This is a genomic window from Mesorhizobium sp. Pch-S (assembly GCF_004136315.1).
Lineage (GTDB): Bacteria > Pseudomonadota > Alphaproteobacteria > Rhizobiales > Rhizobiaceae > Mesorhizobium.
Genome location: NZ_CP029562.1, coordinates 5,940,736 through 5,953,552 on the forward strand (window position 1 = coordinate 5,940,736; position 12,817 = coordinate 5,953,552).

11 protein-coding genes are annotated in these 12,817 nt (G+C 62.1%); 3 read left to right on the forward strand and 8 right to left on the reverse strand.

Features of this window, described 5'->3' with window-relative positions:
• Nucleotide 1: 1 nt before the first annotated feature.
• Genes C1M53_RS28075 through C1M53_RS28085 form a run of 3 tightly spaced genes read right to left on the reverse strand, consistent with a single transcriptional unit; the run spans nt 2 to nt 2,007 of the window.
• Nucleotides 2-391 carry a nuclear transport factor 2 family protein gene (locus C1M53_RS28075; RefSeq protein WP_129415361.1) on the reverse strand — a complete coding sequence of 130 codons (390 nt, stop codon included), beginning with the start codon at nt 389-391 and terminating at the stop codon, nt 2-4.
• A gap of 14 nt (nt 392-405) precedes the next feature.
• Nucleotides 406-1,200: a MoaF C-terminal domain-containing protein gene (locus C1M53_RS28080; protein WP_129415362.1), complete on the reverse strand. Its 795-nt coding sequence runs from the start codon at nt 1,198-1,200 to the stop codon at nt 406-408.
• A gap of 18 nt (nt 1,201-1,218) precedes the next feature.
• Nucleotides 1,219-2,007 (reverse strand): SDR family oxidoreductase, encoded by a 789-nt coding sequence (locus tag C1M53_RS28085; protein ID WP_129416398.1) that lies wholly within the window; start codon nt 2,005-2,007, stop codon nt 1,219-1,221.
• Nucleotides 2,008-2,203: 196 nt separating this feature from the next.
• Here C1M53_RS28085 and C1M53_RS28090 point away from each other — a divergent pair, with 196 nt between their 5' ends.
• From C1M53_RS28090 to C1M53_RS28100, 3 genes are all read left to right on the forward strand, one after another.
• Nucleotides 2,204-3,706: an aldehyde dehydrogenase family protein gene (locus C1M53_RS28090; RefSeq protein WP_129415363.1), complete on the forward strand. Its 1,503-nt coding sequence runs from the start codon at nt 2,204-2,206 to the stop codon at nt 3,704-3,706.
• A 4-nt stretch (nt 3,707-3,710) separates the two neighbouring features.
• Entirely contained in the window at nt 3,711-5,300 is a 1,590-nt protein-coding gene (locus tag C1M53_RS28095; RefSeq protein WP_129415364.1) for a GMC family oxidoreductase N-terminal domain-containing protein, read from the forward strand.
• A gap of 249 nt (nt 5,301-5,549) precedes the next feature.
• Nucleotides 5,550-6,971 carry a coniferyl aldehyde dehydrogenase gene (locus tag C1M53_RS28100; RefSeq protein ID WP_129415365.1) on the forward strand — a complete coding sequence of 474 codons (1,422 nt, stop codon included), beginning with the start codon at nt 5,550-5,552 and terminating at the stop codon, nt 6,969-6,971.
• 15 nt (nt 6,972-6,986) lie between these two features.
• Here the strand turns inward: C1M53_RS28100 and C1M53_RS28105 are convergent, their stop codons facing one another.
• The 5 genes from C1M53_RS28105 to C1M53_RS28125 all read right to left on the reverse strand — a co-directional run bounded on the left by C1M53_RS28105 (nt 6,987) and on the right by C1M53_RS28125 (nt 12,602).
• Nucleotides 6,987-7,880, reverse strand: coding sequence for a LysR family transcriptional regulator (locus C1M53_RS28105; RefSeq protein ID WP_129415366.1), 894 nt, complete (start codon nt 7,878-7,880; stop codon nt 6,987-6,989).
• 101 nt (nt 7,881-7,981) lie between these two features.
• Nucleotides 7,982-8,980, reverse strand: a complete 999-nt coding sequence (locus tag C1M53_RS28110; protein ID WP_129416399.1) for a YeiH family protein — start codon at nt 8,978-8,980, stop codon at nt 7,982-7,984.
• A 213-nt stretch (nt 8,981-9,193) separates the two neighbouring features.
• Nucleotides 9,194-9,880: a D-lyxose/D-mannose family sugar isomerase gene (locus tag C1M53_RS28115; RefSeq protein WP_129415367.1), complete on the reverse strand. Its 687-nt coding sequence runs from the start codon at nt 9,878-9,880 to the stop codon at nt 9,194-9,196.
• Between the two features lie 66 nt (nt 9,881-9,946).
• Nucleotides 9,947-10,702, reverse strand: coding sequence for a heme ABC transporter permease (locus C1M53_RS28120; RefSeq protein WP_129415368.1), 756 nt, complete (start codon nt 10,700-10,702; stop codon nt 9,947-9,949).
• A gap of 124 nt (nt 10,703-10,826) precedes the next feature.
• The gene (locus C1M53_RS28125) at nt 10,827-12,602 is read right to left on the reverse strand and encodes a glucan ABC transporter ATP-binding protein/ permease (protein ID WP_129415369.1); all 1,776 of its coding nucleotides are present in this window, start codon (nt 12,600-12,602) and stop codon (nt 10,827-10,829) included.
• Nucleotides 12,603-12,817 lie beyond the last annotated feature (215 nt).

The window sequence follows — 12,817 nt, forward strand, 5'->3', positions numbered from 1 at the left end:
GTCAGCCGGTCGCCTGCGCGACCAGCTTGGTGTCGGTGAACTGCTCGAAACGCAGCACCTTGCCGTCCTCGACGTCCCAGACGTGAACGACACGCGCCTTCATCGGCTTGCCGGTGCGTTTGTAGGTGCCTGAATAGGTGCCTATGCCGAGGATGGTCGAACCGCCGTCGATCAGCCTTTCCAGTGTGAACGTGTAGCCTTCCCACTCGTCGCCGATGCGCTTGAACACGCCTTCGATAATGGCGACTGTGCCGACATAGGTACCGGCGTAGGGAAAGCCTGCCATCTCGGTCCAGGCGGTGCGGTCGGTGATCGGTGCCATCATCGCCGCCAGGTCCTTGTTGTCGGAGCCGAGGTAATGCGCCTTGATCGCTTCGTAATTCTTGCTCATGGCTTTGCCCGCGCTCAAACCGGCGCCGGTCCCTTTCCGTAGTCGGTTGTCGATTTCTTGGTGATGAACGCACCGGCTGGCTTGTTTTCGATGGCGCCGGTCGAGATCACGCCGAGGAACTTGCCCGTCGAGCGCATGTCAACCCAGTTGTAGAAGAACAACGAAGCCACCGGGATGATGAATTCGCGAAACCCGAAGACGTATTGACCCTCGGCAAACTTCCAAGTCGTGGCCAGGTCGACATCGCCATGGCCGCGCTGCACGCCGACCAGGTTTTGCCAAGCATAGCGCTGCGACGACAGATAGATGTGCTCGTAGACGTGGTTGGGGCTGTATTCATAATGCGCGGTGAGGCCGACGAGATCGCGCGACGGGGCGGGTTCAACACCTTCCGGCGCAACAGAAGGATCGCCGAGCACGCCCGCCAGCCATGTCTGCGCGACACGCGGCTCGCCCGGCGCCTCGCCGGCTTCCCGGACCCGTTCGCGCACCGAAAGCACGCGCCTGGTGCGGATATTGACGATGAAGGCTTCGTCTTCGGTCGGACGGGCGGCGAACGTCATGTTGATGAAGACGGTGTCGGCCGCAACTTCGAGCGCCTCGTACCAATCGACACCGGCATCCTTGCCCTCGCCCCACGCGACGGTATCCGCCGACGTGAAAGCCAGATCGATCTGGCGTCCGCCGTTCAGCGTGATCTTGAAGGTCTGGCCAGCCAGGACCTTGGTCGTCGGCAGCCGGTTGGTGGCAATGCCGGCGGCGAAATCGTCGAAATGCTTCCAGTCGGCCGGTCTGTTCACGTCATTCATCGCAAGGTCCTCGAACGCTCAATCAACAAAGGCTAGGGTCGGCAGGTCGACCACGGTGGCACCGCCATCGACGGTCAGTATCGAGCCATTCATCATCGCGGCCTCTTCGGAGGCGACAAAGCAGATGACGTTGGAAACTTCTTCCGGCGTGGCGGGACGGCCGAGCGGCACATCCTTGGTGACCAGCCTGTAGGCCTCGTCCACGGTCGCCAGGCCATGTTTTTCGACGATGACCTGCATCTGTTCGTCGGCCATTGCGGTTGCCACCCAGCCAGGGCAGATGGTGTTGGTGCGCACGCCCCGGCGGCCATAGTCACGCGCCAGCGATTTGCCCAATCCGACACAGGCATGTTTCATGGTCACATAGCCGGCGGCGGCGGGACCGGCGAACAGACCGGCGATCGACGCAACGACGACGATGTTGCCGCGCTGCGAGATCAGGTCAGGCAGGATTTCACGGGCACAGACAAAGGTGGTGTCGAGATTGGTTCGGGTCGAAAGCGCCCATGTCTCGTCGCTCATCGAGATCGTCGGCCCAACGCCGTGACCGCCTGCGTTCGCGATCAGGATGTCGACAAGACCGAACCTGGCGTGAACTTCCTTCAGCGCGGCGCGTACCGCCTCGGCGTCTGCCGCGTCACCCTGAACGATCAGTGCATTGGTGTCGTTTGCAACCGCCTCCAGCGGTTCGCGACGGCGGCCCATCAGAACGATGTTGGCACCCTCCCTGGCCATGCGCCTTGCAACGGCTGCACCGATACCTGTGCCGCCGCCGGTAATGAATGCGGTCTTTCCGGAAAATCTCATCATCGCCCCATGTTGACGGACCGCCGAGTCCGGCCCGTTCGTGTGCATCGATAGTGCGATGCCGCAGGGTGCAGCGTCTTGTCCGAGCGGGAACTTTGTTTTGACTGAACGTGCACTTGCCCGGTCTTTGCCTTGAAGCGCGTGCGCCGTCCTCCTACCGCTCAAACAACGGCCAAGTGGCCGGCAGGAGGATTTGATGAACGAGAGAGTTGCCCCCCCGATCAGTGCCGCGGCATCGGCATTCCTTGCCCGCACGCACCGTCCTTTCGTCGGAGGGAGCTTTGTCGACGTCGACCAGGATGGTGCATTGCCGGTCGACGACTCCGCGACAGGTGAAATCGTTGCGCGTGTGCCCGAAAGCGGTCCTGAGGTGGTTGATCAGGCCGTGAGGGCTGCACGTGCCGCGCTCGAGGGCCCATGGGGCTCGATGGCGCCGGTCGAACGCGAGCGGTTGATGCTGAAACTCGCCGACGCCGTCGAAGCGGATGCGGATCTGCTTGCCGAAATCGAAAGCATCGAAAACGGCAAGTCACTTGGCATCGCCAAGATGCTGTCGGCGGGCGGCTCGGCGAACTGGCTGCGCTACTATGCCGGTTGGGCGACGAAGATCGAAGGCGCGACCATCAACGTCTCGATCCCGGTGCCGCCCGGAGCGAAGCACCATGCCATGACCGTCATGGAGCCGGTCGGTGTCGTCGGTGCCATCGTGCCATGGAATTTCCCGCTGATGATCGGCGTGTGGAAGATCGCTCCGGCGCTCGCCGCAGGTTGCACCATTGTCATCAAGCCGCCGCAGGAGACCCCGCTCGGCCTGCTGAGGCTTGCCGAACTGATCGAGGCCGTCGGCTTTCCAGCCGGCGTGGTCAACGTCGTCACCGGTTCGGGTGCCGTGACCGGCGAAGCGCTGATCAGGCATCCGGGTGTCGACAAGCTGACCTTTACGGGTTCGACCGAGGTCGGCAAGCGCGTGGGTCACGCGGCCGTGGATCGTGTTGCCCGCTTCACGCTGGAATTGGGCTCGAAGTCGCCGATGATCCTGCTGTCGGACATGGAAGACGGCATCGAGCCCCTGCTCGCTGGTCTCGGCATGTTCTTCAACCAGGGCCAGGTCTGCACATCGGCCGCACGCATCCTGATCGAAAAATCCATCTATGACCGGACGCTGGCAAGGCTGGCTGAAATCGCCGACGGCATGACCCTTGGTGCCGGACGCGACGAAGGCGCGCAGATCAACCCGGTCGTCTCTGCAAAACACAAGCAAAGCGTGCTCGGCTATCTCGACCGTGCCTTGGCAGCCGGCGGCGAGCGTGTCAGCGGCGACCGGTCCGTGCCGGGCAGAGGCCACTACATCGCTCCAACCATCCTGCACAATGTGAAGCTCGACGCCGAAATCATGCGCGAAGAGGTGTTCGGGCCGGTCGTCGCGGCGATGCCCGTCGCAGACCTCGATGAGGCGATCCGGCTTGCCAACGACACGCGCTACGGCCTTTCCGCGTCGGTCTGGACACGCGATCTCGGCAGGGCGATGAAAGCCGCCCATGGCCTCAAGGCCGGTACGGTGTGGGTGAACTCGCACAACACCCTGGATCCGGCCGCGCCGTTTGGCGGGTTCAAGCAATCCGGCATCGGTCGCGAGCATGGCAAGGCTGCGCTGGAGAGCTACCTCGAGACGAAAACCGTCATCATGCGGTATGCCTGAGCCGATGAGGGAGATTTTCGACTACATCGTCGCCGGCGCGGGATCGGCCGGCTGCACCGTTGCCAACCGGCTGGTGACAGCCGGCAAACGTGTCCTGCTGCTGGAGGCCGGTCCGCGCGACAACGACAAGTTCATCCATATGCCGGCGACCTTTGCCAGGGTCATCGGCACCAATCGCAGCTTCATCTACGAGTCCGAGCAAGAGACGAATGTCGGCGGACGGCGACTGCCGATCCCGCAAGGGCGCACGCTCGGCGGTGGCTCATCCATCAACGCAATGCTCTACATCCGAGGCCAGCACGAGGATTATGACACCTGGCGCGACCTCGGCTGCCCTGGCTGGGGATGGGACGAAGTGCTGCCGGCTTTCAGGCGGCTTGAGCGCAACGAACGTCTGGACGGCATCTATCACGGCACAAATGGCCCCTTGCCCGTGTCGGATGCGCGCCACAGGCACCCGCTTTCGCTTGCCTATGTGAAAGCCGCACAGCAGGCAGGATACCGCTACAATGACGACTTCAACGGTGAACGCCAGGAAGGCGTCGGGTTCTACCAGCTCACCACGCTCGACGGCGTCCGCCAGTCGGCGGCGACGGTGTTCCTGAAACCACTCGCCGGCAACCCCAACCTGACTGTCGTCACCGATGCGCAGGTGAACACGCTGACGCTGGAGAATGGCGCGGCGAGCGGACTTGCCTATACGACCGCCGACGGGCGGGTGGTGCAAGCCACGGCCAGGGAAGAAGTGATCCTGGCTGCGGGCGCTCTGGCGACGCCGAAGATCATGATGCTGTCGGGACTAGGCCCCGCGGCGCACCTCGCGGAACTGGGCATTCCGGTCATCCGCGACATGGCAGGCGTCGGCAAGGACCTGCAGGATCATGTCGCGACACCGGTCTACGCAGCGACACGCGAGCCGATCTCGCTGCTCGGCCAGGACAAGGGCCTGAAGGCATTGCGCCATGGGTTGCAGTACATGCTGTTCGGTACGGGCCTGTTGACCTCGAATGTCGTCGAGAGCGGCGGATTCTTCGACACCGATGGTGATGGACGACCAGACATCCAGTTCCATGTGCTGCCGGTGATGATCGAGAATGCGGTGCACGGCTCGGTGGCCGAACATGGTATGGAGCTGAACCCTTGTGTGTTGCGACCGAAGTCGCGCGGCAAGGTGGAATTGCGCTCACGCAACGCGAACGATCCGATCCGTTTCACCACCGGTTTCCTCTCGGACCCGGATGATCTGAGGCTGCTTGTCGAAGGCGTCAAAGTGGCACGCAACATATTGCGCCAGCCCGCCCTGCAGGCGGTGATCCGCGAAGAACTGAGACCCGGCGGGGAAACGGACCTGCCGGAAGAGAAGATCGTCGACCACATCATGCAGACGGCCAAGACCGTCTATCACCCGGTCGGCACCTGCCGAATGGGCAAAGACGATGAGGCCGTCGTTGACCCCCAGCTTCGCGTGCGCGGGGTGCCACGCTTGCGCATTTGCGATGCGTCGATCATGCCGCGCCTTGTCAGCGGCAACACCAACGCGCCGACGATCATGATCGCCGACCGGTGTGCCGACTTCATTCTCGCGACGGGCTGATCTTCCTGTCTCCGGTGTGCCGAGATGTTGGCCTGGGCAGCTTTCAGCAACCTTGGCCGACCCTCGGCACGCCACAAGCGAAGGCAAACCTTCCGTTCCGGCAACTCCAGCTCTGTCACAAAGCTGTTGACGCTCAGGCAAATCAGGCGTTCCATTCCCGTATGCGTACGGAGTACTTCAGTACGCCAGCGTGCTTTATGCGGTTTCAATGCTTTGCGGCAGAACGATCAAGCAGGGGTGGAGCTGACCATGTTGCATGTCAAACCCGATTTGCTGCGCGAGCGCTTCGACATGCAACGACGCGCCTTCGCATCGGAGCCGTTTCCATCTCTTGCCGTCCGCAAGGATCGTTTGAAACGCCTGCAGGCCCTGACTGAAAATCACGAACAGGCGATCTGCGAGGCGATCGACGCCGATTTCGGCAGCCGTTCAGCGCATGAAACACGTTTTGCTGAACTTTTCGTGGTGCGCGCGGGCATCAACCATGCGCTGTCGCATGTCGGCTCCTGGATGCGTGCCCGCAGTGTTGGCACCAGCCTGCCCTTTCTGCCGGGCAAGAACCGCCTCTTGCCTCAGCCTCTCGGCGTGGTCGGCGTCGTTTCACCGTGGAACTATCCGTTCCAGCTCGCTGTTGCCCCGGCAACGGCAGCGCTCGCGGCCGGCAACCGGGTGCTGATGAAACCATCCGAACTGACTCCACGCTTTTCGGCCCTGCTCGCCGATCTGGTGGCTGAACATTTTGCGCCAGAGGAAGTCGACGTCATCACCGGTGACGCTGAAACAGGCAAGGCTTTCGTGTCTTTGCCGTTCGATCACCTCATCTTCACAGGCTCGACGGCGGTCGGCCGTCACGTGGCGCTTGCCGCCGCTGCCAACCTGACACCGGTAACGCTGGAGCTTGGCGGCAAGTCGCCGGCGATCCTCGACCCCTCCTGTGACATGGACGCGGCCGTGCGCAGCATTGTCTTCGGTAAGCTGCTCAATGCCGGCCAGACCTGCATCGCACCCGACTATGTGATGGTGCCGCAGGGCCAGGCCTCGGCTCTGACGAAGCGATTTGCCGAGATCGTCCGCAAACTCTATCCGAGTTTGCAAGCCAATGACGACTACAGCTCGATCGTCTCCGACCGCCACTACCAGCGGCTGAAGAGCCTGATCGAAGAGGCGGCTGCCGGCGGCGCGGTCGTGACCGAGATCAATCCGGCCAACGAAACACTTCCCGCCGAGGGCCGCAAATTCGCACCAACCCTGGTGGAAAAAGCGCCCGAAGACAGCCGCCTGATGCGGGAAGAGATCTTCGGCCCGGTTTTGCCGATCCTTGAATATGCGTCGCTGGACGATGCGATCGCCCACGTGAACCGGCATGACCGGCCGCTTGCACTCTACTGGTTCGGCACCGATTCCGCCGCGCGCGAACGTGTGTTGCACGAAACCGTTGCCGGCGGTGTGACCATCAACGATTGCCTTCTGCATATCGCCCAGGAACGCCAGCCTTTCGGTGGTGTCGGCGCCAGTGGTACCGGCGCCTATCACGGCGAATGGGGGTTCCGCACCTTCAGCAAGGAAAAGCCCATTTTCCTGCAATCGCGCTTCAACGGCGGAGCGCTGCTGCATCCTCCCTACGGCGCCATGTTCGAGCGCGTGCTGAAGATGCTCAGGCTGGTGACCTGAGCGAGGCAAAGCCCGCTACGGTTCCAAACGTCCTTCGCCGATCAGTCGCATGAATTCGGTCTCGGCAGCGGTGACGTAGCGCTCCTTGTGACGCAACATGAAAAACCTGCGGCGTGGCACCGGATAGTCGATCGCGATCAAATTGCCGGCAGCAAGTGCATTGGCCGCAACGAGACGAGACATCACGGTGACGCCTGCCCCCGCCGCAACAGCTGTCCGCACGGCTTCATTGCTCGGCAGCACCAGACCGATATCGATATCGGTCTCTGCGATACCCTGCTGGCGCAGCATGGCGGCAAGGGTAGATCGTGTGCCGGAACCGCTTTCGCGCAGGATCCAGCTTGTCGTGGCAAGGGAAGGTTTGGTGTCCCTGCCAAGCCGGCTCCAGGGATGATCGGGCGGAGCCAGAAGCACCATCTCGTCCTCGGCCACCGTGGTGACGGCTAAGGCCGGCTCGTCGACTTCACCCTCGACAAAGCCAAGATTGGCTTCACCGTCGCGCACCTGAGCCGCGACAGTCTCGGTGTTGCCCATGGTGAGCGACACGGCGATGCCGGCATGCTGCGAACGGAATGCGTGAATGAACGGCGGCAGCCAATAGTTGCCAACCGTCTGGCTGGCGGCGAGACCGAGCGAACCGACTTTCAATCCGGCAAGATCCGCGAGCACCAGTTCAGCCGCTGTCGCGCGGGCCAGGACCGCTCTCGCCTCGATGAGGAAAAGGCGTCCGGCATCGGTGAGCGCGATGCGGCGGCCAACACGATCGAACAGCTTCGTCGCATAGCGCGCCTCGAGAGCCGCCACGGCAGCACTGGTTGCCGATTGTGTCAGGTTGAGATCACGCGCGGCATTGGTCACATGCTCGCGCTCGGCGACGGCAACGAAAATGCGCAACTGCTCCAGCGTCATGCAAACTCCTTAGAGCGCCATAAAACTGTCTGGAGCGCCCTAAACTTCTCAATCGGCCCATCGTGCTCGCCGGAAATCGACCCGGTTTTCGAGCCGATGCGCTAGCCCACCAGTTTGACCAGCAGCAGGCTGAAGCAAGCGATAAAGACAAATGCCGAAAGCGCAAGCAGCAAGGGGCGAAGACCGCGCGAGCGAATCTTGCCGATATGGGTCTGCAAGCCCATCGCCGCCAGGCCGACCGACAACATGAAGGTGGTGGCGAAAACGATCACCGACTTGGCTTCGGTAGGCACTTCAACAGCGCTGTTCAATGCGACCACGGCGACAAAGGCGAAGACAAACCAGGGCATAGGCGGCTTCGCGGTCTTTTCAGCGGCGCTGCCCCGTGCAGCCATGACGCCGAGCGCTATCACCATCGGCGCCAGCAAGGCGACTCGCGCCAGCTTGGCGATGGTGCTGATTTCGCCAGCCTGCGGGCCGACCTGGAAACTGGCACCGATCACCTGCGCGATCTCGTGGATGGAAGCACCGGCCCACAGGCCGAAACCATGCTGATCGAGCCCAGTCGTGATGGCCAACAGCGGATAGCCGAGCATCGCGATGGTGCCGAACAGTGTGACCGAAGCCACTGCATAGGCAACATCTTCGTCGCTGGCGCCGGTCACCGCGTTGGTCGCAACGATGGCTGAGGCGCCGCAGATCGAAGTTCCGGCAGCGATCAACTCGGTCAGCTTGCGCTCGACACCAAGCAACCGGCCCAGGCCGAGCGTGAAGCAGAAGGTTGCCAGAAGCGACGACGCAACGATGGCGACACCGCCCAGTCCGATCGCGCCCAGTTGCGTGACCGTCAACTGGAAGCCCAGCAGAACGATGGCAAACCGGAGCAGCGTCCGTTGGCAGAACGCGATGCCGGCGCGTGTGTTGGCCGGCAGGCCAACCAAGTTTGCAAAGACGATGCCAACGATGACGGCAAGGATCATCGGGCTGAAAATGCCGAGCCCCGGCAATTCGCGCATCGAAAAGGCCGATGCTGCGACGATCGCCGCCAGCACCACGCCGGGCCAGATCGTGGTTTTGTTGGCGGACGCCGGCTTGCCCATCTCGGCGGGCGGGGCGACCGGGCGATCAAACGATACGGCAGACACGGCATTCTCCAATTCCAAGCAGAATTGGAATGCCATTCTCCATCCTATCAATCCAACGCATTGTTCGTGTCGAATCATTCGATTCAAACGAACGATCTCGCTGCTGAAGGATCAAAGTACGGATACGCGCCGGATTTCTCCCGGCGCGCACGGCAAACAAAAGACGGATCAGCCGACCCAGCGTTCGTAGTCGGATACCAGCAGGTGCAGCGGTGTCTCATCTTCTTCGATATCGGAGAAGCGGCCGATCGGGTCGCGGAAGATATTGTCGGTGAGATCGTCGTTGACGGTCGAGACCTCGCCGATCAGCACATCCTTGCCCTCTGCCCAGAACGCGTGCCAGACGCCGGGCAGTAGCGTGACGCTCTCACCGGGATCAAGCTTGAGCAGGCCACCGGCCGGCAGCTTGCGAATGGTGCCATCAACCGGAACCGAGACTTCGGCTTTCGGATCGACACCGCCTTCCGCATCGGGCATGAACAGCTCCAGCACCAGTTTGCCGCCGCCGCGGTTGATGATGTCTTCCGCCTTGACGACATGCCGGTGCATCGGCGACAGCTGGTCCTTGCGCGTGATCATGATCTTCTCGGCATACAGCATGCCGGCACCCTTCTTCATGTCCTCAAAGCGGCCGTTGCGCACCGTGAACAGGAAAAGGCCGAGCTCGTCGAACTTGCCCTGGCCGTAATCGGTGATGTCCCAGCCGAGCCGGGAGTCGAAGACGCCCGCGGATGTGCCGCGGCGCGCCTTCATGTCCTCAGGCGTCCAATAGGCGAAAGGCGGCATGACGTACCCGAAGGAGCGGATGAAGGCATCGCCCTCGCGAATGATGGCGTTGACGGTCGAACGTTTCATGAGGACGGTCCTGTGAAAGCTATGCGTTTCGCATAGCGCAACGTCCGTCCGCTGTCGATGCGCTCGTCAGGCGTCGGCGCGCCGTGCCGCCATGCGGCGCATGGCAATGACCCGGCGACGCCGGATCTCGGTTCGCATTGCGATCATGTGCAACGCAAAGAACAGAACCGTGAAGCCGATTGCCATCACCAGAAGCGGCCAAAGCAGGCTGGGATCGATCGTCGGTCCGTCCAGCCGGAACACCGAGGCCGGCTGGTGCAACGTATTCCACCATTCCACCGAAAACTTGATGATCGGGATGTTGATGAAGCCGACGAGCGTAATGATCGCGGCAGCCCAGGCCGCACGCGCGGCATCATCCAGTGCCCGCGTCAGCGCGATAATGCCGAGATACATCAGGAACAGCACAAAGACCGAGGTCAGGCGGGCGTCCCACACCCACCATGTGCCCCACATCGGCTTGCCCCAGATCGAGCCGGTGATCAGCGCCAATGCGGTGAACACGGCACCGATGGGAGCAGCTGCCTTCAACGACACGTCAGCCAGCGGATGGCGCCACACCAGCGTTCCTATCGCGGAGACGGCCATCAGCGAGTAACACATCATTGCGAGCCAGGCGAACGGCACATGGATGTACATGATGCGGACGGTTATGCCTTGCTGGAAATCCTCCGGCGCAGCGAAGCTCATGTAAAGCCCGACTGCCAGCACAAGCACCGCTATACCCGTCAACCAAGGGACCAGCCTGTCGGCCAATGCCACAAAGCGCGTTGGGTTAGCCAGGTCTGCCCAGCTCGAGGGGCGTGTGCTCGTTTCGCTCATCAGGTGTTCTTAGAACCTTTCGCTCGAGCTTTGAAGCCATGGCGAAAGGACAACACCGCGCACCCTGAAAGGACGCGCGGTGTTGAATTTGACTTTACGGCAACCAGGGCCAGCCCTGGAACGATCAGGCGGCTTCGCCGGTCACCGACACTATGCTGAGCCGAGGCCCCTCTTCGTCGGCAAGCAGGCCACCGGCACGCAACAGCGAAGCGAACCGGCCGTTGCGCATCGACAGCTCCTGGAAGCCGCCCATCTCGACGATACGTCCCTTGTCCATGAAGATGACCTGGTCGGCATCGCGCACCGTCGTCAGGCGGTGGGCAATGACGAAGGTGGTGCGACCGCGGCGCAGATCGTCGAGCGCTTCCTTGACGCGCCCCTCGGTCTCGACGTCGAGCGCGCTGGTCGCTTCGTCGAGCACCAGGATCGGCGCGTCCTTCAGCACGGCGCGGGCAATGGCGATACGCTGGCGCTCGCCGCCCGACAGCTGGCCGCCGCGCTCGCCGACGACGGTGTCGTAGCCGTCGCTCTTGGCCAGAATGAAGTCCTGCGCCACGGCGGCGTTGGCAGCCGCGTGCACCTCTTCGTTGCTCGCACCATCGCGACCGACGCGGATGTTGTCCTCGATCGACCGATTGAGCAGGCCGGCATCCTGGAAGACCGTGGCGATCGAATGACGCAGCGACTTGCGGGTCACAGTGCGTGTATCGATGCCGTCGATGAGGATACGGCCTTCGCTTGGCGTGTGGACCCGCTGCAGCAGGTTGATGAGCGTGGTCTTGCCCGCCCCCGTCGGACCGACGATGGCAACCGTCTGGCCGGCCTTCACATCGAACGAAACGTCCTCGACGCCCTGCGTGGAGTTGGCGAAGTTGAAGCTGACATTCTCGAACTGGATATGGCCGGTGACCTTGCCGAGATCGCGCAAGTCCTCAGGCTCGGCGGCTTCAGCGGAATCCTCTTCGAGCTTGTAGAACTCCTCGAGCTTGGCGCGGGCTTCGGAAATCTGCGTCACGAAATTCGAGACGAGGTCGAGACGACCGATCAGCAGCGTCGCGAAACCGGTAAAGGCAACGACGTCGCTGATGCGCAGTTCGCCATGCATGACCAGATAGGAACCGATCATCAAAACGACCATCATCGAGACCGTCGACGACAGCCGGTTCATGGCGCTGGCCAGCGCCCACCAGTCGAGAACAGGGTTCTGCGCGTTGAGCAGGTCCTTGATGTAGCGCTTCAGGGTGTCGGCTTCGTGGCCGATGCGGTTGTAGCTCTGCAGCACGGCGACGTTGCTGACGGAATCGGTCACATGAGCGAATACGGTGTGGTAGTGACGCTCGACGTTGGCCTGGCCCTGCTTGGTTTTGCGCATGACCAGACGGCCGATGGCGAAATAGAACACGCCGAGCACGAGGAGAACGGCGGACATACGAGCGTCGAGGCTGATTGCCGTAGGCACCAGGAACAGCAGTGCGACAACGGTCGACAGGTGCTGCCGCATGAATTCCAGCCACAGCGTGAATAAGGACTCGACCGCGCGCAGCAGCGTCTGCAGCGAGTTGGAAGTGCCGCGCTGCTGGTGCCAGGCGAGCGGCATGGTGATGACGCGTTCGAAGGATTCGCACAGCACTTCCGAGCGACGCTTGTGGGCGAAGCGGTCGGCACCGCGGGCAACGAGAACGACGGCGATGATGTTGAAGGCGCCCAGGCCTGCCCACATGACCAGTTCGCTGAACGGGTTGGTGCGCTCGGCAATCGCGCCGATGACCTTACCCAACAGCAACGGTTCGTAAACCGCGACCATTGCGAGCATGACGTTCGCCATGCAGATCAGGATGAGACGCTTCTTGTCGGCGGTGAGGTAGCCGAGCGCTCTCCAGTAGATTTGCAGCAGGGACAACTCAATAACTCCCGCGTAACGATCCATAGTGCGCCGCATTATTGCGGTGAACACCTAGCCCCAGATGGGTGGCAAAACAATGCCCGCCTATGCCTTCTGCTCCGTTCCGACGAACAAAACATGACAACGGGCAGAAATCTGCCGTGATCGCGTAACGGTTTGAGATAAAAGGTGAAATCCCAACCCTGCGGCAAAATTGCGGCAGATGCCCATTA

What these genes read in the sequence shown, in the direction of transcription:
- C1M53_RS28075 (WP_129415361.1), bottom strand. Translation starts at nt 391, where the DNA reads ATGAGCAAGAATTACGAAGCGATCAAGGCGCATTACCTCGGCTCCGAC.
- C1M53_RS28080 (WP_129415362.1), bottom strand. Translation starts at nt 1,200, where the DNA reads ATGAATGACGTGAACAGACCGGCCGACTGGAAGCATTTCGACGATTTC.
- C1M53_RS28085 (WP_129416398.1), bottom strand. Translation starts at nt 2,007, where the DNA reads ATGAGATTTTCCGGAAAGACCGCATTCATTACCGGCGGCGGCACAGGT.
- C1M53_RS28090 (WP_129415363.1), top strand. Translation starts at nt 2,204, where the DNA reads ATGAACGAGAGAGTTGCCCCCCCGATCAGTGCCGCGGCATCGGCATTC.
- C1M53_RS28095 (WP_129415364.1), top strand. Translation starts at nt 3,711, where the DNA reads ATGAGGGAGATTTTCGACTACATCGTCGCCGGCGCGGGATCGGCCGGC.
- C1M53_RS28100 (WP_129415365.1), top strand. Translation starts at nt 5,550, where the DNA reads ATGTTGCATGTCAAACCCGATTTGCTGCGCGAGCGCTTCGACATGCAA.
- C1M53_RS28105 (WP_129415366.1), bottom strand. Translation starts at nt 7,880, where the DNA reads ATGACGCTGGAGCAGTTGCGCATTTTCGTTGCCGTCGCCGAGCGCGAG.
- C1M53_RS28110 (WP_129416399.1), bottom strand. Translation starts at nt 8,980, where the DNA reads ATGGGCAAGCCGGCGTCCGCCAACAAAACCACGATCTGGCCCGGCGTG.
- C1M53_RS28115 (WP_129415367.1), bottom strand. Translation starts at nt 9,880, where the DNA reads ATGAAACGTTCGACCGTCAACGCCATCATTCGCGAGGGCGATGCCTTC.
- C1M53_RS28120 (WP_129415368.1), bottom strand. Translation starts at nt 10,702, where the DNA reads ATGAGCGAAACGAGCACACGCCCCTCGAGCTGGGCAGACCTGGCTAAC.